The sequence below is a fragment of the Enterococcus sp. DIV0755b genome (assembly GCF_051713765.1).
GTDB classification, from domain to species: domain Bacteria; phylum Bacillota; class Bacilli; order Lactobacillales; family Enterococcaceae; genus Enterococcus_C; species Enterococcus_C canintestini.
The window spans coordinates 2,025,760-2,050,487 of the sequence record NZ_JBIOQN010000001.1 but is presented as its reverse complement, the minus strand read 5'-3'; the positions used below and the strand labels follow the sequence as shown (position 1 = coordinate 2,050,487).

Here is a 24,728-nt window from a genome sequence, read left to right as displayed (position 1 = left end):
AAAAATGCCAGAATTACCAGAGGTGGAAACTGTCCGTCAGGGGCTGTTACAGCTTGTTTTAAAAAAAGAAATTGCAAGTGTTGATGTCTTTTGGCCTAAGATTATTGCACTACCTGAAGTCGAAACTTTCAAACGCGAATTAGTTGGTCAAAAAATTGAAACAATTAACAGACGGGGAAAATATTTAATTTTTGAACTGTCTAATTATGAACTTATCTCCCATTTACGTATGGAAGGAAAATACGAATTCTTTTCAGCCGAAAAAAATGCTGAGGTAACAAAGCACACGCATGTCATTTTTCATTTTAATGATGGCAGTCAATTGCAATATCGTGATGTACGTAAATTTGGACGTATGGAGCTGGTTTTAAAAGGGGAAGCACAAAATTTTAAAAGTATTGCTCAATTAGGACCAGAACCAACGCCGGAAACTTTTAAATTAGCCGCCTTTAAAGAAAGCCTCGCTAAAACAAAGCGAGAAATTAAACCAGCCTTACTCGATCAAAAAATGGTGACAGGTTTAGGAAATATTTATGTAGATGAAGCTTTGTGGCAGGCTAAAATTCATCCTATGCAGCCTTGTGATACATTAACGGATTTAGAAATTAAACAGTTACGTTTAGCTATTATTGATGTTTTACAAAGAGCTGTAGCTGCTGGCGGAACGACTGTGCGCACTTACTTGAATGCCTTAGGAGAAGCGGGTAAATTTCAACTGTCATTAAATGTTTATGGCAAAACCGGTCAACCATGTCCCCGTTGTCAAACACCAATTGAAAAAATTAAAGTGGCACAACGCGGTACGCACTTATGTCCCCACTGCCAAAAATTAAGCATGAGGTGAATAGCATGGGATTTATCTTAGGAATTACCGGTGGTATTGCTAGTGGTAAAAGTACCGTTGTCAATGTTTTTAAAGAAAAGGGCTTTCCAATTGTGGACGGTGATATTGTCGCACGACAAATTGTAGAGCCTGGAAAACCAGCCCTAGCAGCGATTAAAGCAGCCTTTGGTTTAGAAGTGATATTACCAACAGGTGAACTAAATCGCAAAAAATTAGGGGAAATAGTCTTTCAAGACAGCGATAAACGTCAGCAACTGGATCGTATACTAAATCCGTATTTGCGTCAGCAGATAAAAGCGGAGATGGCTTTTTGGAAAAACAAAAGTCCGTTAGTTATTGCCGATATTCCGTTAATGTATGAAGGTCATTATGATCATTATATGGATGAAGTTGCAGTAGTGTATGTTGATTTTTTGCAACAAAAAAAACGACTGATGGCGCGAGATAATATTGATGAAAAAACCGCAGAAGCAAAAATTAATAGCCAAATGCCATTAGCTAAAAAAAGAGCGTTAGCTGATACTGTTTTTGATAATAACGGCAGTAAAGAAGAAACGGTGCAACAAGTATTAAATTGGTTGGAAAATCATTTTGAAAAGTAACCATAATTTGCTTTATTCTTTTTAATAATATGTAAGGTGTGAGGTGTGACAAAAGTCTTGTCGCACCTCATTTTTATTAATGTGAATCGTCTTCTGAAAATAACGTCTACTTTAATAAGTGGAAATTTTTCATCAGTTTTTTTGCGAAATACTTTTGCTAGATGCAAATGATAGCCTCGACTTTATTTCCTTTTTTAGTCGAACCCTTTAAAACTACAAAGGGACTGTGTTATTGACAATAAAATAAATAGCCAAAACTATTTTCTAAAAAGTTTATCAGTTTTTAAAATAATCTATTAAAAGCAGATAAATCCAGTCTTTTCTTAGGTACAAGACAATACAACACAAATTTTTTCTGTTATAATATAAGCAAAATTCCTAGAAATTAAATGAGGTGAGAAGATGCGTTGTCCAAAATGTCACCATAATAGTTCACGGGTGGTCGATAGCCGTCAAACCGATGATGGCCGTACAATCAGAAGAAGAAGAGAATGTGAAAATTGTGGCTTTCGTTTTACTACTTTTGAAAAAATTGAAGCAGCTCCTTTATTAGTGATCAAAAAAAACGGTGAACGAGAAGAATTTAACCGCGAGAAAATTTTACGTGGGCTGATTCGTTCAGCTGAAAAACGACCGGTTGCAATGGAGCAGATGGAACAAATTGTTGATCATGTAGAAAATCGGATACGCTCATTAGGTGAAAATGAAGTATCGACGACTTTAATCGGCGAATATGTCATGGAAGATTTGGTGGATGTTGATGAAATCGCCTATATTCGTTTTGCCAGCGTCTACCGCCAATTTAAAGATATGTCAGTTTTCTTGAAAGAATTACAGGATATCGTGGCAAAAGCTAACGGAAAAGATGAAACACAATAAAATTGGAGGCTGCATTTTTTGGAATATGCTTATGAAGCCAACTTACAACCAAAAACTGTTTATGAAGTAAAAAAAAGTGTTCCCCTCACTAGTGAAGGACAAAAGGCTTTAGTCAATTTGTACCAACCAATTATTGGCGCAGATGCTTTGGCTTTGTATTTTTGTTTATTACAAGACTTTGAAGATACACAAGAAAAATATACTCACCTGGAATTGCTTAATGCATTAGACATGGGAATTGGCACCATGAAGATTGCTAAAAAGCGTTTAGAAGGAATTGGTCTGTTAAAAACGTATTATAAAGAACAACCAGAAGTGGCCTTTTTATATGTTTTAACAGAACCACTGGCTCCAAAAGAATTTTTAAAAGATGAACTGATGTCTTTTTTATTAGTCGTAAAAGTTGGTCAAAGTAAGTTTCGCCAGTTAAATCGACGTTTTAATTCTCTTGTGATTAACACGGATGGCTTCCAGGAGGTCACGGCAAAGTTTGGTTCTGTTTATAATTTTTCTCAAAGCGAATATCAAGCCAATCAAAGCCTAGTAGAGAAAACTACAAGTGCTTTAGCAAACGAGCAGACAAGTCAATTACCTTTAGACGATAAACAGCTAAACTGGCCGTTATTACGAGATTTAGCCACCAAAAAATTTATTAATCCTGCCCAATTGACCGATACTTTGAAAAAGAGTTTACTTTTATACCACGAGTTGTTTGGCTATGATGAATTGCAATTAACTAATTTGATGGCTGAAGCGGTGGCTCTGACAGATGGTGTGATCGATCAGCGAAAATTAAAAAATATCGTTTATAAACAAAGCCAGCATCTGTTACCTGATAAAAAACAAACCAACCAAAATTATCAAAGTGATGAGCAGATAAGAAGAAAAAATACCTTGATGGCTCAAGGTTTTACGCAAGCTGATTGGCAGACCATTCTTGATAGTGAACGTTTGGCACCGATGGAGTATTTAACAGCGCTAAAAGCGGCTAAAGGTGGTTATGTAACCAAAAATGAAGAATGGTTATTAACCGACTTAGTAAGTAAATCACCGTTACCGCCTGCTGTAATTAATATCTTGTTAAATTACTTATTGGTAGTGCAAAATAAAGCACAATTACCCCAAGCGTTAACCAATCAGATCGCTAACGACTGGTCGCAAAATAAATTCAAGACACCAGAAGAAGCGATTTTGTATGTCAGAACAACTGTCAAAGAAAAACAAGTTGCTAAAGAACAACGGAAAAAAACAAGTGGACGTCCTCAAAATATTGTGAAAAAAGAAGACTTACCCGACTGGTCAAAAAATCAGGCTAGCAGTGATCCTAGCCGTAAAGCTGAAATTGATAAAATGATGCAAGAGTACTTTAATGATGAAGAAGGTGAGAAATAGTGGAAGATGTTGGTAAGGGTGTTAATGAACTGTTTGAACGCCGTAATTTTCAACAAAAATATGATGCCATGATGCAAGCCGTCTTAGCTGATTTAGATGTCAAACAATTTTTGGCTGAAAATAAAGAAAAACTAACTGCCGAAGAAGTGAAAAAGAGCTATCCGAAGCTGTATGAATTTGTCCAAGAAAAACGTAAATTCGAATTAAACGATCCCACCATGATGGCCCCAGGCTATGAGCCTCGCTTAGTTTTGAATTTTCATTACGTGGATGTCGCTTATGTACCGACAGAAGACTTATTAGCACGGCGCAAACAAGAAGAAATTAAAAATCGCGTGAGCACTATTGATATTCCTAAAGATATTCGCAATGCGAACATGAAAAATTTCGACAAAACAGATGAACGGGAAGAAGCTTTATTTGAGACGATGAAGTTTATTAAAAATTATGCTCAAAATCCAAAAGCGTTTCATAAAGGCTTATATTTAGCTGGTGATTTTGGGGTCGGTAAGACTTATTTATTAGGGGCGATGGCCAACGAATTAGCCAAACGAGGTTATACTTCTATGATGGTGCATATGCCTACTTTTACTTCAATGATGAAAAGTTCAGTGGCAGATAACACAGTCGCAGAGAAATTGGAACAAGTAAAAAAACCGAAAATCTTAATCTTAGATGATGTCGGCGCAGATGCACTGACAGCTTGGACCCGCGATGAAATTTTTGGGGTTATTTTGCAGTATCGCATGCAAGAACAGTTGCCCACATTTTTCACCTCTAATTTTACAATGGATGGGTTAGAAAATCATTTGCGGTTGACAAAGACTGCGGATGAACCCTTAAAAGCCAAACGGATTATGGAGCGTATTCGCTATTTAGCAAAAGAGATTATTATGTCTGGTCCTAATCGTCGCAATGACTAACTCCAATTGACACAAATTTTCTTTTTTTGAATTTTTGTGTCAATTTTTGCGAAATAATAGTCTGAGAATAAATAAGTGTTAATTTTTTAAAGGAGTGCAAAAAATGAATGAACAAGAACTCTCACAACGCCTGACAGTGGTGGGAAAAGCAGTACCAAAGGGAGCACGTTTAGCCGATATTGGCTCAGATCACGCTTATTTACCAGTTGCCTTAATGCTAGACGATAAAATTACTTACGCAGTTTGTGGCGAAGTGGTAGCAGGGCCTTTTCATTCCGCGCAAACACAAGTTGCAAAAAGTGGGCTGACAGAAAAAATTGTCGTACGCTTAGCAGACGGGTTAGCAGCGATTGAACCAGCAGATAATATTAATGCCATTACAATTGCTGGAATGGGTGGTACATTAATTGCTAATATTTTAGAAAATGGCAAGATACAAGGGCAATTGACCGGAAAAGAACGATTAATTTTGCAACCCAACGTTGGGGAAGCAAATGTGCGTTTTTGGTTGCAAAAAGAAGGTTACCAAATTATTGAAGAAGATATTTTAGCAGAAAATGACAAAATTTATGAAGTTATCGTTTCAGAAAAAACTGGTGTAAAACAACAGTTATCTGAAAAAGAAGTTTTCTTTGGTCCCCATTTGTTAGCAGAAAAAAATAGCGTCTTTTTAAAAAAATGGCAACAAGAGCAACAGGCATTAAAAAAAGTATTAACTCAATTACAAAAAGCCAAAGTCATACCAGAAGAAAAAGTAGCAGCTATCCAAAAAGAACTAAGCTGGATTGAGGAGGTTTTATCTTGTTAGGAACAGATTTTATCAAACGCTTTGAAGCTTATTGCCCTTTGTGGCTTGCTGAAGAAGGGGATCCGGTGGGGCTACATATTGGGACATTAAATAAGCCGATTAAACGGGTTATGATGACCTTAGATGTACGTCCAGAAGTAGTCAAAGAAGCCATTGATAAGAAAATTGATTTAATTGTGGCAAAACATCCACCTATTTTTCGGCCGATTAAACGCTTAACTGAAACAGATCCGCAAACTAAAATGTATTTGGATTTGGTGAAACACGATATTGCGGTTTATGCAGCTCATACGAATATGGATATTATTCCTGATGGGTTAAATGACTGGTTTTGCGAAATGTTAGACATTAAAGTTGAAGATTTTATGACGCAAACCCATGAAGTAAATTTTAAAAAATTAATTGTTTATGTGCCAGTTGAAGCTGCAGCCAGCATGCGTGAAGCACTAGGAAAAGCTGGAGCTGGCCAGCAAGGTAACTATCAATTTACCAGTTTTCAAACTGTGGGGATGGGACGCTTTACGCCAGTTGAAAATGCAAATCCTACCATTGGAAGTGTAGGGCAGCCACAAAGCGTGCAAGAAGCCAAAGTGGAAGTTATTTTACCTGCAACAATTGAAGCAGAAGTCTTAAAAGCGATGTATGCTACTCATCCTTATGAAGAACCCGCTTTTGATTTATTTACTTTAGACAATGAACCAATGCGCTATGGCATTGGTCGTGTCGGTTATCTTTCTCAGCCAATGACGATTGAAAACTTTACCGCTAAAGTCAAAGAAGTCTTTGAATTAGATGGCTTACGTTTAGTCGAACCGCTGGAAAATGCCAAAAAAATGGTACAAAAAATTGCTATTTGCGGTGGCTCTGGCGGAAATTTTTACCCAGATGCCATTAAAAAAAATGCCGACGTCTATCTAACCGGCGATGTTTATTATCATACGGCTCATGACATGCAGGCAAATGGATTGACGGTAATTGATCCAGGGCATAACATAGAACGTGTCTGCATTCCCCGTTTTATTGAAAAAATGAACGAGTGGAAAAAAGAGGAAAATTGGGAGGTAGAATTCATTCCTTCTACAACCAATACAAATCCTTTTCAATATCGTTAAATAAATAGTGTGACAAACACTTGGGAGGAATTATCATGTACGAAAACTTATTACCGCGTTTTTTACGCTATGTTAAAACGGAAACGCGCTCAGATGCAACCAGTAAGACAACACCTTCAACAAAAACACAAGTGGCTTTTGCCCATGAATTAAAAAAGGAACTAGAAGATTTAGGTTTAACAGATGTTATTTACAACGAAACAAATGGTTATGTCATTGCGACCTTACCAAGCAATACTGACAAACCTGTTAAGACAATTGGCTTTATCGCACATATGGATACGGCTGATTTTAACGCTGAAAATGTTAATCCCCAAATTATTGAAAATTACGATGGTGAATCGACGATTAATTTAGATAAAGAGGGCAAGTACACACTTAACACGAGTGACTTTCCTAATTTAAAAAATTACGCTGGTCAAACGTTAATTACAACTGATGGCACGACTCTTTTAGGCGCTGACGATAAAGCCGGAATTGCTGAAATCATGACGGCTTTAGAAATCTTAATTAAAAATCCTGAAATTAAACACGGCACAATTAAAGTCGGCTTTGGTCCAGACGAAGAAATTGGTGTCGGGGCAGATAAATTTGATGTTGCGCAATTTGGTGCAGACTTTGCTTATACTATGGATGGTGGACCAGTCGGCGAATTGCAATACGAAACCTTTAATGCGGCAGCCGCTGAAATTACAATTCACGGTAAAAATGTGCATCCAGGGACTGCCAAAGACACAATGATTAATGCGTTACGCTTAGCAATTGATTTTAACAATCAGTTGCCACAAAATGAAATCCCAGAAAAAACTGCTGGTTACGAAGGATTCTTTCATTTAATGGCATTAAATGGTAACGAAGAAGAAGCTACAATGAGCTATATTATTCGTGACCATGATCGAAATAAATTTGAAGAAAGAAAAGCATTAATTGAAAAAATTGCTGACAAAATGAATAGTCAATTTGATGAAAAACGGATTGATGTTAATATGTACGATCAATATTACAATATGAAAGAAATTATCGAAAAAGACTTGAGCATTGTCGAAATTGCTAAAAATGCGATGTTAGCGTTAGATATTGAGCCAATTATTGAACCTGTTCGTGGTGGTACTGACGGCTCTAAAATTTCACAATTAGGAACACCAACGCCGAATATTTTTGCCGGTGGCGAAAACATGCACGGTCGTTTTGAGTATGTTTCTTTACAAGCGATGGAAAAAGCGACAGATGTGATTGTGAAAATTGCCGAATTAAATGCTACAAACGCATAATTTAGTCAAAATTTTCAAATATACTTGTTATAATGAAGCGAGAGGCCTACGCTTGGCGTAAGTGTTCTCGCTTTTGTTTATTTTAGAAGCGTTAAATTTACAAAAAAAGGAGTCTTGTGAGTGTTTAATGAAAATCCATTGTGGTTTTATCTCGTTTTAGTAAATCTTTATGTCTTTTTCTTGATGTATTATGATAAACGGCAAGCTGTAAAAAAAGGCCAACGAATTTCAGAGAAGAATCTCTTATTTATGGGAATCGTCGGTGGTGGTTTAGGTGGCTTATTAGCGCAAAAAATATTTCGCCATAAAACCCGTAAGAAAAAGTTTTACCTGTGTTTTCTAATTGGGATTGCGGTTGATTTGTTGCTGATTGTTTACTATCACTAATAGTCTAAAGGAGTTTTTATGAAAATTAGTTCAAAAACAAAGTTACTCTTAAATATTTTACTATTAGTTGTAATTTTGGGTGTAATGTTTTATTTATTACAAAATTCATTTGCCGAAATTTTAGCGGAATTAAAAAGTACTTCCATTTACGCTTTAATCACTGTTTTTGGATGTGGTACGCTTTATCTAGTAGTAGAAGGGCTGAATATCAAAACCTTAGCCGAACCTTTTACCCATGATTTTAAAACACAAGATGGCTTTTTTGCAGTTTGTTATTATACTTTTTATCGGGTTGTCACTTTTGGTGCGGGAACATTAATCTCTGAGGTGAATTATTACCGGCGTAAAGGCCTGCGCCTTTCAGATGGCGTGGGGGTGACAGCATTGCATATGGTAATGTATAAATTGGCGCTGTTCATCTATGCTTTATTGGGACTAATCATTCAGTTTTCTTTATTTTATGATAAAGCACCGAATATGATTCCTCTTATTTTGGCGGGGATGGTGGTAACTTTTCTAATTATTGCGGTCTTGTTATTGCTTTCTTTAAGCTTAAATTTGCAAGTTTTTTTCGTCAAGGTAACCAATAAAATATTTAAGTCACAACGATTGCGAAACATAGTAGATAAAGTAAATTTACAAGTTTATTCGCTACGAATTGCAGTAAATGGGATTTTAAAAGAACGTCCCCGTATCTTTAAAATCTTCTTGTTGAATTTAGCGAAAATGGCTATTTGGTATGTATTGCCATATTTTGTATTAGTGGAAAATCACCCTTCATTAGATTTTCTTTTAGTCTTTTCGTTAATAAGTTTTACTGTTATTTTAGCTGGTGTTATTCCCACGCCGGCCGGAATAGGTTCCTTTGAATTTGTCTATTTATTACTGTTTAAACCATTAGTTGGTACCGTTGACGCTGTATCATCAATGTTATTGTATCGTTTTGCTACGTATCTGTGGCCCTTTATGTTGGGATTTTTATATGTTTTATGGGATAAACGAAAAACGATTAAAGGTGAGCTGAAAGAACTGAAAGATTGAATTTTAGTCATGAAGATACAAGCTACACAATGATTGTTTGAAAGAACTATAAATCGTGATTTTTGATTATCAGTAGTAATTGTTAAAGGGTAAGAAGATTGAATTATCAATCCTCTTACTCTTTTTTATTTTGTAATAGATTGTGAATTAATTAGAATGTTGCTTCTCATTTTTGACATGACTAAAAACTAGTATTTAGCCAATTATGATGAGTAAAAAGAGTTAGCTACTTTTTTTATTTGAAATTGATGAGATTTTTATGAGGAGTGCTCGATACAAAAAATGTTGTAAAAAATATTTTTACCTAAAGTAAAATAGCTGAAAATAGCCAAATGTTGTTGTTTTAAGCCAATTTTTTCGGTCAACATTAACAGAAATTTTTTGACTTTTTAGCGAGAACCTTTGTTTTAATGAATTACATAAATAAGAAATTAGTAAGAATATACTAACAACAAGGAAAAGAGGACAATAAATAACACTCATTTGATATTCTTCTTGTGCCAGTAGTATTTTGTGGCTTTTTGAACAAAAAAAGGAAGGTTGTTACAATTAGTGTAGTAAGATTCTAAGGAATATTTTACAAAGGAGGGAGCGAAAAATGAATAAGCGCAAAAAAATTATTGTCGTTATTGCTGTTTTAGCAATATTATTGCCTATTCTTGAAGGGTTACTTTCGATGTCATCATTATGGCGTACTTCGGCTAACGAACCTACATCTACAGAGATTATTAATACAGATTTTTTAAAAGTAAATTATACAGCTCAAAATGATACCGAAAAGGGCACTACCAGCTGGCTAGTTAATTATGATTACGATTTATCAAAAAGTACGGGTAATGAGCTGAATGGTGAATTTGAAAAGGTTAAATTGAAATTCAATCTAACAAATGGTAGCGCTATTCAAGCTAGTGATGCAGGATTGCAACTGGCAGAAAATGAGTTTCAAAATGGAGAAGATGGCTGGATTATACAAAGTGCGTTTTCTGACAAAGCAAAAGGGAGTTTTAAATACACTGCTTCGACTGGCACACAGCCACAACTGGCCTTTCAGATGGACGGTGAAAAACCACTAGTCATTGACACAATAAGCTCTGGTGTAACTTCTGAGTCGCAAGAAAAAGAAGCAACTTCTGTGTCAGAGGAATCTGAAATCATTCCCAATATTTTAGCAGATAGCTTAACAAAAAAACATACATTAGAAAGTTCACCAGCAACTGAAGAAATTAAGCAAAGTGCTGAGACTGAGCAAACCACAAAGCAAAATCAGTCTAAGGCAAAATCAATGCTACAAGCGAACACCCCAATTGCAGGCGAGGACTTAATTATTTCACAAGAATCAATTGTTGATAAAATTACTGTAATTTCAAAAGCAGCTAGTGAAGCGAATGTTTCTACAGACTATCAGCCAAAAATCTATCATAAAGACAACAATGTAGCTCACACTGGGGACTATAGTTCAGCAGCAGAAGCCGTCAAGACAAATGTAACGTATAAAAACTTTACACAAGGTGCTGCTGGAACAACAATCGCTTATGGTTATGATGTGGACAATAATCCTTTTTATAACGCAATCAAAGATTCTAAAACTGCTCCGCTTCAATTTTTACAAGGAGAAAAGTGGGTAAATGAAGAGTTGACTTTAATTTATCAAAATGTGGGTGCCTATAAGTCAATAGATGGCAAGTATCATCAAGTTGGAGCTGTTATTAATCTTACCAATATCATTATAGGTGGGACAGCTAGTAGTTGGACAGCAAAAGATGGTATTCCATGGATGGAGTTTTCACACAATTTATTCTCAGGTGTAATTTATGGTAATATTCATAAATTTGATATTGAATTTAACTTTTTTGATACTGCAACATTTCCAGAAATAAATGAAAATTCTGTTCCTAATCAGTTTATTGATTTTAGCGAGAGCTCTAAGGCAACGATGACGTTTGCTTCATTAAATGGTTACGGTGATATAAATCTTCATTTTAGTGGCACAGCAAAAAATGCACATGAATTTGCTGGGAAATTAGATGGTAACCCAAATGAAGCTACTGCTGGGAATACTCTAAAATACCATGGAAATGGTTCTTGTTCGTATGATAAGCAAAGTTACTACAGTGATGGAGAGAATAAATTTGATGATTATCTTGGGGGGGCTTCCTTTGCAACCGCAGCAGTAACTTTTCCTATGAGTGGTACGAGTCATAAATATAAATTTGGCTCCACGCAAGGACGTGCTTGGAATACATTTGCCAGTTCAAGTTTAGCGCAGGTAGAGCAAAATGAACCAACCAAAACCGTTCAACCGCTCAAGCAATATAAAAAGGGCGATACTTGGGACAATCCAACCGGAGAAGAATCAGGTTATGAACAACGTTATTACAATGATCTAGATCGTTATAATGATGGTGATGATCCATGGTCATTACCTGAAGAATATCGCGTAAAAGGTCACGATGCAGATAAAGCTAGTGAACTCACTTCAGGTGTACCAACTAAAGAATCTCGTTTTGTAAAAACAGGGCAAGAACATTACTATTTTATTAACCAAGAAACAATCGATGTCAGCTCCAAATCATTAGTTGTACCTAGCCAATATATTATTGAAGATACATTGCCGGCTGGTGTCGAGCTGTCTGAAAGTAATTGGTTAGATAGTATTACACTTTATAATGTCGACGGATCAACAAAATTTCAAACTAAAGAAATGAATGAATCTACTTGGAACTATGAATATACCGATGTTACTAAACTTTTTGATTCATCCGAATATGATCGTTCTACGGGAAAATTAAAACTCGTACTGACAGAAGAAGCATCCCGAGCTATTAATGAAAAATCTGGGGAAGATGGCTTCTATGGTAAAGACTTTAGTGTTCGACTTAAAGTAAAAGTCACAAATACAACTAATGATAACATTCCTGATCTAATGGCAAATAAAGCGCAAGTAACATTTGTGTATGGGGAGAAAGACGGGCAAAAACTAGTGTCTAAAACAAACTTTGTTCATACGAAGGTTCGTGACAATACTACTACAATTGAATTTGAGAAAGTGGATGGTATGGGAAATCCGCTAGCAGGCGTAGAATTTAAACTATATGATGAACAAGGTGATGGTAAACCGATAGCAACAGCTAAATCTACTAAAAACGGGCAAGTTAAATTTGATCGAGAAGTTGGTCCTGGTAAGTATATTATTAAAGAAACACAAGCGCTTGAAGGCTATGTAGCTATTGAAGACCTTAAAGTCACCGTGGATCAAAATTTGAATGTTATCATTACTGATAAGAATGATAACAAAATTGAGAAAAACAAAGTTAAAAACCATTTAGTGCCATTCCGATTAGAATTAATCAAATTAGATAGTTTTGGCAATGATTTAGCCAATGTAGAATTTACCTTGTCAAATGGAAATGACACTTATAAAGCAACATCAGGTGAAAAAGGTAAAATCACTTTTACAGAAGATTTAAAACCAGGGACATATACATTAACTGAAACAAAAACAGTAAATGGTTATACAGGTTCTGGTAATAAGTGGGAGATTATAATTGGTGAGGACAAGACTGCTAGAATGGCAGGTGAAAATTTATCGGTAAGTTACGATAAAGAAGCAGGTCGCTGGTTGATAACCGCAAATGATGAAATTGGAAAAATTGAGAATACAATCAAACCATTTGAGCTTTCAATTTTGAAGACCGACGAAGTCACCAATGGAAAACTAGCAGATGCCACATTTGAATTATTTGCCGCCGATGACACTGAGTTTAAAAATCCATTAGCAAAAGCAACTACAAATGGCGATGGACAAGCAACTTTCAAAAATAAAGATGACGTTTATGAATTAAAAGCTGGTGAAACTTACTACGTAAAAGAAACATCTGCGCCAACTGGCTACATTTTGTTAAAAGAACCTTTTAAAATTACGATTTCACAAGATGGTACCGTAGCAATTGAATATGCTGAAAAAGCGATTGCTAAAGACGATTTTAATTGGAAGTTAATAGAAGGTGAAGATCAAAATAATACAATTGAATTAATGGCTAAAAATACGCCGGAAGGTAGTTTACCAACAACTGGAGGACAAGGTATTAAGAAATTTATGACATTTTCATTAGTAGCTTTAGCACTTGTTGGAGGATTAGGTGCCTTTTATGTTTATCGAAATAAGAAAGGGGGCGCTTAAGATGAAAAAAATCATGACCAGCTTATTTGCTTTAGTGATGTTGTTACCATTATTAATGGGAGTTAATATTGGAGGAGAAAAAGTCGTAGAGGCCGCCGATAATCCAGATGAAGTGACGATTTATTTACACAAACGAATTTTCCGTGATTTACGTTGGAAAAATAATGAGCAGTTAGATAATTGGTTTTATGATAATGATGGTAAACCAATTGATCGTGAACAAACGACAGAACAAGATGACTTGATGCTAGAAAATTCTTTACCACTAAATGGCGCAATCTTTGATATTTATGATGCGACCCCTTGGTATCAAGCGGTGGAGAATAATCAGGCTTTACCAGATGGTAGTAAGTTTTCATCCACTAAAGATTTTGTCGATTATATTTCAAAATTAACTCGTAAAGAGGCCATTAAAATGGCGACCGACGAAAAATTGGAAAAAGTTTTTTCACAAGGAAAGGTTTCTGAAGAAACTGAAATGCCTGATGGAAGAACGTTAGAAGGAATTGCGACATTTCCTGGTTTAAAAGTTAAAGAGGGAAATCAATATAAAGCTTATCTCATTGTTGAAACAGGCTTGACGAATAAGAAAGATTTAAACGTCGACTTGGAAAAATTAGGTCGCCCTATTCTAGTAGCATTACCAATTACTACTGGAGGCGAGACCTTATCTGATATTCATATTTATCCTAAAAACGTCGGTTATGTCCGTGACCCGTATTTCTTCAAATTTGGTAAAGAAGCGGATGGCGATGATTTAGGGCCTGTCGCAGGTGCGAAATTTGCTATCTATCGAATTGAAAATGGTAAAAAACTTTACCTAGATATGAGTGATGTCAATGACCTTAAAAATAAATGGGTCGAGTCAGAAGATCCGCTTTATGATGATCGGGTAAATATTTTTGAATCAGATAAAGACGGTTTGGTGAATACAGGGGCCCGTTTCTTACCTTCTGGAACATTTTATTTTGAAGAGTTAGAAAGTGCTGAAGGTTTTGTGATCGGAAATGAAGAAAAAAGAATTAAAATTGAAATACCCGAGTCTTGGTATGATGAAGAGGGAAATTACTTGCCGGTTTTAATTGATGGACAACCAATGTTAGAAAATCCTGATGGTGAGGTCCCTGAACAAGCGATGGAAGAAAAGACACCCCGTGTTTATAATATAAAAGAAACCACAACGGAGTCTTCCACCACGCCGCCAACTCAGACAGAAGAAACAACTATTACACCGACACCGCAAACGCCGCAAACGCCAACTAGTACGCGTAGTCGTTTACCGCAAACACTTGGTCAATTAGTCGATACGGTCGCTACAACTGCAAGACGGATGTTACCAAGAACCAATGAAGGAAAAGCAGCATTCTCTTTATTAGGAGTTGTTGTTGCAGGTGGGGCAGTCTTCTTATGGAAGAAAAAAAATGATAAAGATGATAAGTAATTTATATGAAAAAAGCCGGAGAAATTTGAAGTGATCTCCAAAAGTGAGACTTTTTCGGAGTAGAGAATTCTACTCCGGCTTTTTTTTTGCCAAATATTTTGACAGTATCAGACTTTTTTTCGTTGTTAAGAAAAAAGGAGAAAAATAGATGTATCTTGTCGTGAGTCCAAATCAATTAGGCTATTTTAAACCGGAAACAACAGCGGTACGGTTAAAAAATTTTTTAAAAAAGAGCGAAGATGAAAAACGTTTTTTAACTTATTTACACTTCATTGAAATTTGCAGTAAATTATTTATAAAAGTCCAGCCATTACAGCCTGAGTTATATCAAAATGAGGTTATTTCGATCTTTCAAAAAGAAAGATGGGAACCGTTTTTAGCAGAATACTTATTATTTTTTCAACCATTTTTTAAAGATGAACGATGGGTTTATATGGTGCGCAAGTTGCGGCAATTTCAACGCCTTTCTTTAGTCAGACTATTAAAGATGGTGTTTTTTTGCTACTGGGAAAAAATAAATGCAGTTGATGAATTGTGCCGAAAGTTTAACTATTCAGCTCTTGAAAATTCCAGTTAATAAAGGCAACAGATTTTTCTAAAAAGAATAAAAAAATTGTTATAATGCAGACTTAGTTTTTGACCTTTACTGACCAAATAGGTATAATATTGTTGTGAGTAAAAAATCTTCTTGCGGTATTTATGCCAAAATAGGCGGATAGTAGTATGATAGAAGTAGTAAAACTCACTTTAATGATGAACTTTAGGAGGAATGGCAAATGAATATTGAAAAAATGACGACAACGCTACAAGAAGCGATTGCACAAGCGCAACAGATTGCAGTGACCCGTCATCATCAAGAAATCGACATTGCTCATTTATGGAAAATTTTCTTACAACCCAATCATTTTGGGCGTAATTTTTATACAGATGCTGGTGTCGATGTGGCAGGTTTTGAACGAGAAGTCGACAAAGCACTTGATGAGTATCCTAGTGTTGCAGGTGGTAACGTCGCTTATGGTCAAAGTATGAGTCAAAATCTCTTCAATTTATTGAATGAAGCAGATCAATTACGGGAAAGTTTCGGTGATGAATTTTTAGCAACTGAAATTGTAATTTTAGCCCTTATGAAATTGAAAAATTATCGTTTGACGAAATACTTGACGAGTCAAGGTGTGACAGAAAAAGAATTGCGTCAAAATATTGAGTCAATGCGAGGAGGGGAAAAAGTGACCTCAAAAAATCAAGAAGAGCAATATAAAGCACTGGAAAAATATGGTGTCGATTTAGTTCAACAAGTTAAAGCTGGTAAAATGGATCCCATTATCGGCCGGGATGAAGAAATTCGCGATGTTATTCGGATTTTATCCCGCAAAACAAAAAATAACCCTGTTCTAATTGGTGAACCTGGGGTGGGGAAAACAGCCATTGTTGAAGGGTTAGCTCAACGTATTGTTCGCAAAGATGTCCCTGAAAATCTAAAAGACAAAACAATCTTCTCACTAGATATGGGTTCATTAATTGCCGGAGCAAAATTTCGCGGTGAATTCGAAGAACGATTAAAAGCTGTTTTAAAAGAAGTAAAAAAAGCAGATGGTCGTATTATTTTATTCATTGATGAAATTCATAATATTGTTGGAGCTGGTAAAACAGAAGGTAGTATGGATGCTGGTAATTTATTAAAACCCATGTTAGCTCGAGGAGAGTTACACATGATTGGTGCTACTACCTTAGATGAATACCGGCAATATATGGAAAAAGATAAAGCATTAGAACGCCGTTTCCAAAAAGTATTGGTGGCAGAGCCAACCGTTGAAGATACTATCTCTATTTTGCGGGGCTTAAAAGAACGTTTTGAAATTCATCACAGCGTTAATATTCACGACAATGCGCTAGTTGCAGCAGCGACTCTTTCTGATCGTTATATTACTGATCGTTTTTTACCTGATAAAGCAATTGATTTGGTAGATGAAGCGAGTGCTACGATTCGCGTTGAAATGAATTCAATGCCAACAGAATTAGACCAAGTCACGAGACGTTTGATGCAATTAGAAATTGAAGAAGCTGCTTTGAAAAAAGAAAGTGATGACGCTTCTAAGAAACGTCTCGAAATACTACAAGCAGAATTGGCTGAATTACGTGAAGAAGCCAATGCAATGAAGATGCAATGGGAAACAGAAAAAGAAGAAGTAAATAAAATCACGACAAAACGTTCTGAAATTGATAAAGCAAAGCATGAATTAGAAGATGCTGAAAATAATTATGATTTAGAACGGGCAGCTGTTTTACGTCACGGTACTATTCCCCAATTAGAAAAAGAGTTGGCGGATCTTGAGGAAAAAGGTATCGATGATCACGTACGTCTAGTACAAGAATCAGTGACAGAAGAAGAAATCGCAACTGTTGTTGGTCGCATGACGGGTATCCCGGTTACTAAGCTAGTAGAAGGGGAACGAGAAAAATTAATGAAGTTAAATGAAACACTTCATCATCGTGTCATCGGTCAAGACGAAGCGGTAAATGCGGTTAGTGATGCGGTAATTCGCTCCCGAGCAGGCTTACAAGATCCAAACCGACCATTAGGTTCTTTCTTATTCTTAGGTCCAACCGGTGTCGGGAAAACAGAATTAGCCAAAGCCCTAGCAGAAAACTTATTTGATTCTGAAGATCACATGGTACGAATTGATATGAGTGAATATATGGAAAAACATTCAGTCTCTCGTCTTGTTGGAGCACCTCCAGGTTATGTAGGCTATGAAGAAGGTGGCCAATTAACCGAAGCAGTGCGCCGCAACCCATACACCATTGTTTTATTAGATGAAATCGAAAAAGCCCATCCTGATGTCTTTAATATTTTACTGCAAGTATTAGATGATGGTCGTTTAACCGATTCCAAAGGACGGGTAGTAGACTTTAAAAATACGGTTTTGATTATGACGAGTAACATTGGTTCACAGCTTCTTTTAGAAGGTGTGACAGGAGAAGGGACAATTCCAGAAGCTGTAAAAGAACAGGTTATGAATTTATTGCGTGGGCACTTTAAACCAGAGTTTTTAAACCGAATTGATGATACTATTTTATTTACGCCATTAAGTTTAGCGGATGTAACTGGTATCGTAGATAAAATCATTGGACAACTATCAAAACGATTGGAAGATCAAGAAATTGTCTTAGCTATTACCGAAGAGGCGAAAACCTGGATTGCTGAAAATGCCTATGAACCTGCTTATGGGGCACGACCTCTCCGTCGCTTCATTACCCGTGAGGTAGAAACCCCACTAGCAAAAGAAATTGTTTCTGGACGCGTGCTACCAAAAACAAAAGTTACAATTAGTCTTTTAAATGACCAATTGGTTTTTCAAAATGAAGCCATAACAGAAGCTTAATATAAAAAGTCACAACAAGTCTGAACCGACTCCAAAAGTTAGAGTAAAAATCTAACTTTTTGGGGTCGGTATTTTGATAGCTAAAGAAAAGACGATATGATTATTTAAGCGCAATTTGCTGCTATTTGCTTTCCTATGACAAATAATTAGGTGAAAAAATTAAACTCGACTATAATTAAAAGAAAGAGATAAAGGAGCGGGTGAAAATGGAAATCAAGACACAAACAATACCCGAGATATTATTATTAGAAAAAGAAGAAGAAATCGCAAGTGAAGACTTTGGTGCCGCTTTGGCCCAAGCGTATGAAGAAATGGCTACAGCCTTAATTTCAGCGGGTGTTTCAATTAAAGGAGAACCTTTCGTACATTACTTGGAAGTCAGTAGAGAAGGTGAAATCCATACAAATCCTTTAAAAGTGGGTTTTTGCTTGCCAATTGAAAAAGACTTTTTAGTGACTGCACCATTAAAAATTACGAAACGGCCTACTTTTAAAGCTGCAGTGGCGACTTTTATTGAAGACGATAATGATAGTGGTCTTATTTATCGCCTGCTATTAGAAGAAATTCAAAAAGAAAAAGGGACATTTCGCCAAGAAAGTTATGAGTATTATGAAGAGATAAATGGGAAAGCAGAAACCATTATTGAACTACCTTTTCAATAATTTCTCAACGCAAAATAGTGCTCTCTTTTTTTCGTGAACGAAAAAAGCGCTAAGTAACTCTATTTATAAAGAGTTAACTCAGCGTTTTTTTTTAGAAATAATCACTAAAATATGCTTCCATGTCCGGAATAATTTGTTCTAAGATATGGATGGCCTTTTTATCTGTTACTTGTAGACGTTCAATTCGATATAAATAGGAGGCGCGTCGGTAGTTCATTAAAAGACAGCTTAGTGTTTGAATGTCAATCTCAATTGCAGGCCCGACTGTTGTCCCTGTTTGAATAGTAATAGAATCATTCTCACCAATAATTGAAAAAGTATTATTATTCCACTCTGCCAAGGGATCATGGACGACAAAATGAAAAGCACCATTAAAAGACTCAAAAGGAAATCTTTTTAAAAATTGTTCGACATCCACGATTCTCGCCATATAATACGGTTCAATGGTCTCTCTAATTTGACTATCTTCTAATAGAAATGCTAATGGCTCGTTTTTATAAATATTGCCTTTCACCCAATAAACCATCGAAAAATGGGCTGAAATGAAATTCCATAATCCATTCCGAGCTTCTTGATTTAAGTAAAACATTTCTTTGACGTGAAAAACTTCTTCAGCTACCCAATAAAATAAAACGCCCGTTGGATTGCCTTTACTGTCGTAATAAATAGCAGCAGTTCGTTCTTCTTCGTTTTCGTAACGCCAATATTCTTCCCAATGAAAATGGCTGCGTTTTAAGGCACCATGATTTTGGGTTGCAAAAATATCGTAAACTTTAAAAACATCTGGATGATCGACATTTCGCCTCTCCACCATACCCGGCACATCAACTTGTTTTGGCAGCTGGGTATCACGGATTTTGAAAGTCAGTTTATCCGACATAATTTCCCAACCTTTGCGTCGATAGTAGGGGATATTGTAAGGGTACAAATAGGAAATCCACTGTTGGTCTGCCCGCATAGTTTCTAACGCTTTTTTCACTAAGTCTTGCATTAGTCCGTGACCTGCATACTCTGGATAAGTACCCACACCTGTAATTCCGCCCATTTTATATTCGGCACCATGAATATTTACTTCACAGGGGTAGATGGCAATTTGCGAAATTAACTGATCTTTATGAAACCAACCAAAGACTTTTGATAATTCTAAGATTGGTTTTTTTGATTTAATCATTTCCTTCTTACTATCAAAGCCACTTTCTTCAATATCAGACTCTGTGATTTGAAAAACATAACTTAATAGCTCGTTAAATTGATCGACATCTTTTTCTTCCACTGGTAGAATTTGTAATTCGTCGCGAAAGTGTTCTTCCATAATTTCAACTCCAATTTTTGTTCTTGATTTTAGTATAACAAAGATTGCCAAATTTGTTGTTTACAAGCTAGGGAAAACTCTTTAAATATCTAAGTTTCGTTGGTATAATAAAAAGGCTGAAGTTAGCAGACCGCAAGGATTTTTTCGCGGTAATAAAGAAATGAGGGTATATATGAATCTAGCAGATATGAAAAAAAGACAGGAAATGATTCGGAACTTCTCCATCATTGCCCATATTGACCACGGAAAATCTACCTTGGCAGACCGTATCTTAGAGCAAACCCACACGGTGACGAGTCGAGAAATGCAAGATCAATTGCTAGACTCAATGGATTTAGAACGTGAACGTGGGATCACAATTAAATTAAATGCTGTTGAATTAAATTACACGGCAAAAGACGGAAAAACATATATTTTCCATTTGATTGACACTCCAGGGCATGTCGATTTTACGTATGAGGTTTCCCGTAGTTTAGCTGCTTGTGAAGGGGCTGTTTTAGTCGTTGATGCAGCGCAAGGTATTGAGGCCCAAACTTTAGCTAATGTCTATTTGGCGTTGGATAATGATTTAGAGATTTTACCGGTTATTAATAAAATTGATTTACCTGCAGCAGATCCTGAACGAGTTCGCCAAGAAATTGAAGACGTCATTGGTATTGATGCCAGTGAAGCAGTGTTGGCTTCTGCTAAAGCAGGAATTGGGATTGAAGAGATTTTAGAACAAGTTGTTGAATATGTTCCCGCTCCAAGTGGCGACTTAAATGCACCGTTAAAAGCATTGATTTTTGACTCTGTCTACGATTCTTATCGGGGCGTAGTATTAAACGTGCGCGTAATGGATGGAGTAGTGAAACCTGGGGATAAAATCCAATTAATGAGTAACGGTAAAACTTTTGATGTAACAGAAGTTGGTGTCTTTTCACCTAAGGCAATCGCCCGTGATTATTTAATGGTAGGCGATGTGGGGTATATTACAGCAGCGATTAAGACAGTTCAAGATACACGTGTCGGGGACACAGTAACACTAGCCAATAACCCAGCTGAAAAAGCATTGGATGGCTATCGAAAAATGAACCCGATGGTATTTTGTGGGTTATATCCAATTGATACTTCCCGCTATAACGATTTGCGAGAAGCGTTGGAAAAACTACAATTAAATGATGCTGCACTACAGTTTGAACCTGAAACTTCCCAAGCATTAGGCTTTGGTTTCCGTTGTGGTTTTTTAGGCTTACTGCATATGGATGTTATTCAAGAGCGCTTGGAAAGAGAGTTTAATTTAGAGCTGATTACGACAGCTCCTTCTGTTATTTATCATGTAAATAAAACGGATGGCACTCAAGTTGTTGTGGATAATCCGGCTGATTTTCCTGATCCGGTCTCAATTCAAAATGTCGAAGAACCTTACGTGAAAGCCCAAATTATGGTGCCAAATGATTATGTTGGTGCGGTCATGGAATTGTCTCAGCGTAAACGTGGTGATTTTGTTACTATGGATTATTTAGACGATTATCGGGTGAATGTTGTTTATGAAATTCCATTATCTGAAATCGTGTTTGATTTCTTCGATAAATTAAAATCCAGCACCAAAGGCTACGCTTCTTTAGACTATGAAATATCTGGTTACCGTACCAGCAAGCTCGTTAAAATGGATATTTTATTAAATGGTGAAAAAGTTGATGCGCTAAGCTTTATCGTGCACCGCGATTTTGCTTTTGAACGTGGGAAAGCAATTGTTGAAAAGCTGAAAAAATTAATTCCTCGACAACAATTTGAAGTACCAGTCCAAGCTGCAATTGGCCAAAAAATTGTGGCCCGTTCTGATATTAAAGCACTGCGTAAAAATGTTTTGGCCAAGTGTTACGGTGGGGACGTTTCCCGTAAACGTAAACTGTTGGAAAAACAAAAAGAAGGTAAAAAACGCATGAAACAAATTGGTTCAGTTGAAGTCCCACAGGAAGCCTTCATGGCCGTTCTGAAAATGGACGATGATGAACCTAAGAAATAAGCAAGGGGTCTAGAGATTACTCTAGACCTTTCTTTTGTATTTTCCCACATTTTTCCCACCAAAAAAGACTCTACGGGCTAATGAAATAGCAAGGAATTTTTGAAAACAAGTGAAAGAAATAGGCTGTTTTCATCAAGACTTCCGCCCAATGTCCGCCCTGAAAAAATTAGGGCGGACATTTTTATGCCAACATCATTTCTAAATGACCTGTATTTTCATGATTTGCCTACGATTTGCCGACATAAAAATTATATCGTCGGCAAATCTTTTTTATTTTTGGTTTCCCATTGCTTTTGTAAAGATTTCAATTGATTCATTTTTCATCTTTTTTGTAACGTGAGCGTAGGTGTTGAATGTTGTAGAAATTTTATTGTGCCCCAGCCGTGCTTGAACAGATTTAGCGTTTGCTCCGTGCTCAAGTAAAATGACGTAAACCGTGGAAATTAAATCAGAATAAACTTGGTTACATTTCATTAGAGAAAAAGCGAATAGCTGATGATAAAATTCAGTCTCAGAATTTCAAGAGAAGAATATGAAGCTGCAATTATTAAGTCGGAAAAAGAGAAACAGACAACGATGGGTACTACAATTGTTGATTTAGAAACAGGTGAAGCAATAGCCGCTGTTGAAGATGAAACTACTCTAAAGACAATGACATTTACTTTAGAAATTTCTGGTACTTATCAAGCGTTGATGGCGATGAATATTTTTATAAAAAATTGAATAGATTTCGAATAATAATTCTATCAAAAGACAATGATAAAAAGGATATGGTTTCCTTGTTTTCAAAAACAGGTGAGAAAAGTTTATCTAAAATTTGGGTAATTATAGGAGTTTTATTAATTGGATTGTCTACTTATATTATCAAAAGACTTATAAAAAATAAGAAGTAGAAATACACTAATTTCTGGTGTGTTATTCATTTTTGCTAAGAGAGCTTCTGCTATGAAAGTAAGGACATCGAATGCTTTATATGAGTTTATAGAGTAAAAAAGTAATTAATTTAGAAAGAATGAAATATATTGGTATTTTTATTCTATAGACGTTGAATCAATAAATAGAAATTTTTGTAGAACTGATTTAGACGAATTATGTGGTTAAAAACTGGAATCTACAAAGACATAATAAAAAGACAAAAGTAGGCGATATATTTAAAGCTTAGAGTATTCAAAAAAAATATTATAAATAATTTCACTAATTATAAAGTTGTGGCAAAGCAATTATTGCGATATAAGCCGCAATATAAGGTGAAAAATGATTTCAAGTTCTTGACGGCGCTTTGAAATCATCTTTTTTATTATGGAATATTATTGTTGGGGCTTACCTTGACGGAATTTCAAAAAATATGAACTGAATTATTTTGAATCTAAATGTTCTTTTGTATATATTTCTGTGTCCAGAATCTTTTAAATATATTTTTATTTGTCAAGTTCTTTTAATACGGATGAAGGTACTTCTTCAGCTTTGACTTCTTCCCATCCTACCACGCCTTTTTGCTTGTTGAAATGTAAAATGAGATAAGCGTTTCTTTTCAGAGGTCTATCGGCATTAGAATCAAATGATAAATCTGATTCTTGGTTATCTTTTGTAAAGCTAGGTAAGTTGTAAGTATAACGATATTGTTTTTTTCCATTATTACTTTTTCCGATAAAAGTTCGGTTTCCTTCCGTAACGATTTTAGTATAGTAATCTGTTGTAGCAAAATTTTTTTCATAAATAAGCCAAGCACCTCCTATCAATAACAGTGCTAAGAAAGCATTAAAAATAATTTTTTTCATAATCGTCATTCCTTTCTAAAAATAGTGTAATAAAATCTAAAAACTAAAAAATAAAATTAGAGTCCTAAATATTGCAAACAGAATTGTAATCTGTTTTTTTGTGGTGGTAATTTTGGTTATTATTCAACGTCATAAATACCGGTGTTTAGTAATAGCCGACATGTAAAAATATGAAAGCTGGTCTACAATCTTTTTTTTAACAAATAATTATCTAACGACTGTACTATAAAATTGAAAGATTGTTCACTGTCTGTTTCTTCAATAAATACTACTTGTTGGTCTGAACGGATTAATTTATGAAGAGTATCAGTTATAATAATTTCTGCATCTTCAATAGAAGTAGTTATCTGAACCTGCCTTGATCCATAAAAATTTAACAGTTTATTCGCAATGAAGATTTCATTTGTCAGTGATTTATTGGAAAATAAGATATAGATTTTAGCTTGTACAGTTTCTCTTTTTTGAAGAAGTGCAAATACTAAATCAGTCAAAAAGTCAATATTCTTTCCTTCTGGAAAAAGAGAAAGTAATCTAGTTTTTAAATCTGAATATTTTTTTCCACTAGAGAACAGGGCAGTATGATTTACTAATGAATAGGTTTCTACCAAATCTTTTCCGGCACTTTCACATTCACCAAAAATATCTATTGAAAGAAAATATAGCGTTAGGTAATAAGTCAGTTCATACTTAAAAGCGTTTGAAGTA

At 35.6% G+C, this 24,728-nt stretch carries 21 protein-coding genes; 17 read left to right on the top strand and 4 right to left on the bottom strand.

Going from position 1 to position 24,728, the window contains the following annotated elements; translation table 11 throughout:
- Nucleotides 1–4 precede the first annotated feature (4 nt).
- The 15 genes from mutM to IGI65_RS09745 all read left to right on the top strand — a co-directional run bounded on the left by mutM (nucleotide 5) and on the right by IGI65_RS09745 (nucleotide 18,925).
- Nucleotides 5–844 carry a DNA-formamidopyrimidine glycosylase gene (gene mutM, locus IGI65_RS09815; protein ID WP_438774103.1) on the top strand — a complete coding sequence of 280 codons (840 nt, stop codon included), beginning with the start codon at nucleotides 5–7 and terminating at the stop codon, nucleotides 842–844.
- A 5-nt stretch (nucleotides 845–849) separates the two neighbouring features.
- Nucleotides 850–1,446 (top strand): dephospho-CoA kinase, encoded by a 597-nt coding sequence (gene coaE, locus IGI65_RS09810; protein ID WP_071863860.1) that lies wholly within the window; start codon nucleotides 850–852, stop codon nucleotides 1,444–1,446.
- A 402-nt stretch (nucleotides 1,447–1,848) separates the two neighbouring features.
- A complete protein-coding gene (gene nrdR / locus IGI65_RS09805) occupies nucleotides 1,849–2,325 on the top strand; it encodes a transcriptional regulator NrdR (protein WP_438774101.1) in 477 nt (158 codons plus the stop codon).
- Nucleotides 2,326–2,343: 18 nt separating this feature from the next.
- A complete protein-coding gene (locus tag IGI65_RS09800; RefSeq protein WP_438774099.1) occupies nucleotides 2,344–3,717 on the top strand; it encodes a replication initiation and membrane attachment family protein in 1,374 nt (457 codons plus the stop codon).
- A complete protein-coding gene (dnaI, locus tag IGI65_RS09795; protein WP_438774098.1) occupies nucleotides 3,717–4,640 on the top strand; it encodes a primosomal protein DnaI in 924 nt (307 codons plus the stop codon). The genes IGI65_RS09800 and dnaI overlap by 1 nt, the downstream gene beginning before the upstream one ends.
- Before the next feature lie 103 nt (nucleotides 4,641–4,743).
- Nucleotides 4,744–5,448 (top strand): tRNA (adenine(22)-N(1))-methyltransferase, encoded by a 705-nt coding sequence (locus IGI65_RS09790; RefSeq protein WP_438774096.1) that lies wholly within the window; start codon nucleotides 4,744–4,746, stop codon nucleotides 5,446–5,448.
- Entirely contained in the window at nucleotides 5,439–6,560 is a 1,122-nt protein-coding gene (locus IGI65_RS09785; protein ID WP_438774435.1) for a Nif3-like dinuclear metal center hexameric protein, read from the top strand. Before IGI65_RS09790 ends, IGI65_RS09785 begins: the two co-directional genes overlap by 10 nt.
- Nucleotides 6,561–6,595: 35 nt before the next feature.
- The gene (pepT, locus tag IGI65_RS09780) at nucleotides 6,596–7,831 is read left to right on the top strand and encodes a peptidase T (RefSeq protein WP_438774094.1); all 1,236 of its coding nucleotides are present in this window, start codon (nucleotides 6,596–6,598) and stop codon (nucleotides 7,829–7,831) included.
- Between the two features lie 120 nt (nucleotides 7,832–7,951).
- Nucleotides 7,952–8,218 (top strand): DUF1294 domain-containing protein, encoded by a 267-nt coding sequence (locus IGI65_RS09775; RefSeq protein ID WP_412257208.1) that lies wholly within the window; start codon nucleotides 7,952–7,954, stop codon nucleotides 8,216–8,218.
- An 18-nt stretch (nucleotides 8,219–8,236) separates the two neighbouring features.
- Nucleotides 8,237–9,259, top strand: coding sequence for a lysylphosphatidylglycerol synthase transmembrane domain-containing protein (locus IGI65_RS09770; RefSeq protein WP_438774092.1), 1,023 nt, complete (start codon nucleotides 8,237–8,239; stop codon nucleotides 9,257–9,259).
- 598 nt (nucleotides 9,260–9,857) lie between these two features.
- Nucleotides 9,858–13,439, top strand: a complete 3,582-nt coding sequence (locus IGI65_RS09765; protein WP_438774090.1) for a SpaA isopeptide-forming pilin-related protein — start codon at nucleotides 9,858–9,860, stop codon at nucleotides 13,437–13,439.
- Nucleotide 13,440: 1 nt separating this feature from the next.
- Nucleotides 13,441–14,880 carry a pilin N-terminal domain-containing protein gene (locus IGI65_RS09760; protein WP_438774089.1) on the top strand — a complete coding sequence of 480 codons (1,440 nt, stop codon included), beginning with the start codon at nucleotides 13,441–13,443 and terminating at the stop codon, nucleotides 14,878–14,880.
- A gap of 148 nt (nucleotides 14,881–15,028) precedes the next feature.
- Entirely contained in the window at nucleotides 15,029–15,457 is a 429-nt protein-coding gene (locus tag IGI65_RS09755) for a hypothetical protein (protein ID WP_438774087.1), read from the top strand.
- Between the two features lie 199 nt (nucleotides 15,458–15,656).
- Entirely contained in the window at nucleotides 15,657–18,263 is a 2,607-nt protein-coding gene (gene clpB, locus IGI65_RS09750; RefSeq protein WP_071863871.1) for an ATP-dependent chaperone ClpB, read from the top strand.
- A 206-nt stretch (nucleotides 18,264–18,469) separates the two neighbouring features.
- Nucleotides 18,470–18,925 carry a hypothetical protein gene (locus IGI65_RS09745; protein ID WP_438774086.1) on the top strand — a complete coding sequence of 152 codons (456 nt, stop codon included), beginning with the start codon at nucleotides 18,470–18,472 and terminating at the stop codon, nucleotides 18,923–18,925.
- A gap of 91 nt (nucleotides 18,926–19,016) precedes the next feature.
- On the opposite strand, the gene IGI65_RS09740 is transcribed toward IGI65_RS09745, so the two are convergent.
- Nucleotides 19,017–20,237: a GNAT family N-acetyltransferase gene (locus IGI65_RS09740; protein ID WP_438774085.1), complete on the bottom strand. Its 1,221-nt coding sequence runs from the start codon at nucleotides 20,235–20,237 to the stop codon at nucleotides 19,017–19,019.
- A 172-nt stretch (nucleotides 20,238–20,409) separates the two neighbouring features.
- On the opposite strand from IGI65_RS09740, the gene lepA reads away from it, so the two are divergent.
- Nucleotides 20,410–22,245, top strand: a complete 1,836-nt coding sequence (gene lepA, locus IGI65_RS09735; RefSeq protein WP_438774083.1) for a translation elongation factor 4 — start codon at nucleotides 20,410–20,412, stop codon at nucleotides 22,243–22,245.
- A gap of 270 nt (nucleotides 22,246–22,515) precedes the next feature.
- Here the strand turns inward: lepA and IGI65_RS09730 are convergent, their stop codons facing one another.
- The gene (locus tag IGI65_RS09730) at nucleotides 22,516–22,719 is read right to left on the bottom strand and encodes a tyrosine-type recombinase/integrase (protein WP_438774081.1); all 204 of its coding nucleotides are present in this window, start codon (nucleotides 22,717–22,719) and stop codon (nucleotides 22,516–22,518) included.
- Nucleotides 22,720–22,740: 21 nt separating this feature from the next.
- Between IGI65_RS09730 and IGI65_RS09725 the strand changes: the two genes are divergently transcribed.
- On the top strand, nucleotides 22,741–22,968 hold the full coding sequence (locus tag IGI65_RS09725; protein WP_438774080.1) for a hypothetical protein: 228 nt from the start codon (nucleotides 22,741–22,743) through the stop codon (nucleotides 22,966–22,968).
- Between the two features lie 695 nt (nucleotides 22,969–23,663).
- Here IGI65_RS09725 and IGI65_RS09720 read toward each other — a convergent pair.
- Together IGI65_RS09720 and IGI65_RS09715 are read right to left on the bottom strand one after the other, a co-directional pair.
- A complete protein-coding gene (locus IGI65_RS09720) occupies nucleotides 23,664–24,023 on the bottom strand; it encodes a YxeA family protein (protein ID WP_438774079.1) in 360 nt (119 codons plus the stop codon).
- Nucleotides 24,024–24,205: 182 nt separating this feature from the next.
- Nucleotides 24,206–24,631 carry a hypothetical protein gene (locus tag IGI65_RS09715; protein WP_438774078.1) on the bottom strand — a complete coding sequence of 142 codons (426 nt, stop codon included), beginning with the start codon at nucleotides 24,629–24,631 and terminating at the stop codon, nucleotides 24,206–24,208.
- Between the last annotated feature and the right edge of the window lie 97 nt (nucleotides 24,632–24,728).

What these genes read in the sequence shown, in the direction of transcription:
- mutM (WP_438774103.1), top strand. Translation starts at nt 5, where the DNA reads ATGCCAGAATTACCAGAGGTGGAAACTGTCCGTCAGGGGCTGTTACAG.
- coaE (WP_071863860.1), top strand. Translation starts at nt 850, where the DNA reads ATGGGATTTATCTTAGGAATTACCGGTGGTATTGCTAGTGGTAAAAGT.
- nrdR (WP_438774101.1), top strand. Translation starts at nt 1,849, where the DNA reads ATGCGTTGTCCAAAATGTCACCATAATAGTTCACGGGTGGTCGATAGC.
- IGI65_RS09790 (WP_438774096.1), top strand. Translation starts at nt 4,744, where the DNA reads ATGAATGAACAAGAACTCTCACAACGCCTGACAGTGGTGGGAAAAGCA.
- pepT (WP_438774094.1), top strand. Translation starts at nt 6,596, where the DNA reads ATGTACGAAAACTTATTACCGCGTTTTTTACGCTATGTTAAAACGGAA.
- IGI65_RS09770 (WP_438774092.1), top strand. Translation starts at nt 8,237, where the DNA reads ATGAAAATTAGTTCAAAAACAAAGTTACTCTTAAATATTTTACTATTA.
- IGI65_RS09765 (WP_438774090.1), top strand. Translation starts at nt 9,858, where the DNA reads ATGAATAAGCGCAAAAAAATTATTGTCGTTATTGCTGTTTTAGCAATA.
- IGI65_RS09760 (WP_438774089.1), top strand. Translation starts at nt 13,441, where the DNA reads ATGAAAAAAATCATGACCAGCTTATTTGCTTTAGTGATGTTGTTACCA.
- IGI65_RS09755 (WP_438774087.1), top strand. Translation starts at nt 15,029, where the DNA reads ATGTATCTTGTCGTGAGTCCAAATCAATTAGGCTATTTTAAACCGGAA.
- clpB (WP_071863871.1), top strand. Translation starts at nt 15,657, where the DNA reads ATGAATATTGAAAAAATGACGACAACGCTACAAGAAGCGATTGCACAA.
- IGI65_RS09745 (WP_438774086.1), top strand. Translation starts at nt 18,470, where the DNA reads ATGGAAATCAAGACACAAACAATACCCGAGATATTATTATTAGAAAAA.
- IGI65_RS09740 (WP_438774085.1), bottom strand. Translation starts at nt 20,237, where the DNA reads ATGGAAGAACACTTTCGCGACGAATTACAAATTCTACCAGTGGAAGAA.
- lepA (WP_438774083.1), top strand. Translation starts at nt 20,410, where the DNA reads ATGAATCTAGCAGATATGAAAAAAAGACAGGAAATGATTCGGAACTTC.
- IGI65_RS09730 (WP_438774081.1), bottom strand. Translation starts at nt 22,719, where the DNA reads ATGAAATGTAACCAAGTTTATTCTGATTTAATTTCCACGGTTTACGTC.
- IGI65_RS09725 (WP_438774080.1), top strand. Translation starts at nt 22,741, where the DNA reads ATGATAAAATTCAGTCTCAGAATTTCAAGAGAAGAATATGAAGCTGCA.
- IGI65_RS09720 (WP_438774079.1), bottom strand. Translation starts at nt 24,023, where the DNA reads ATGAAAAAAATTATTTTTAATGCTTTCTTAGCACTGTTATTGATAGGA.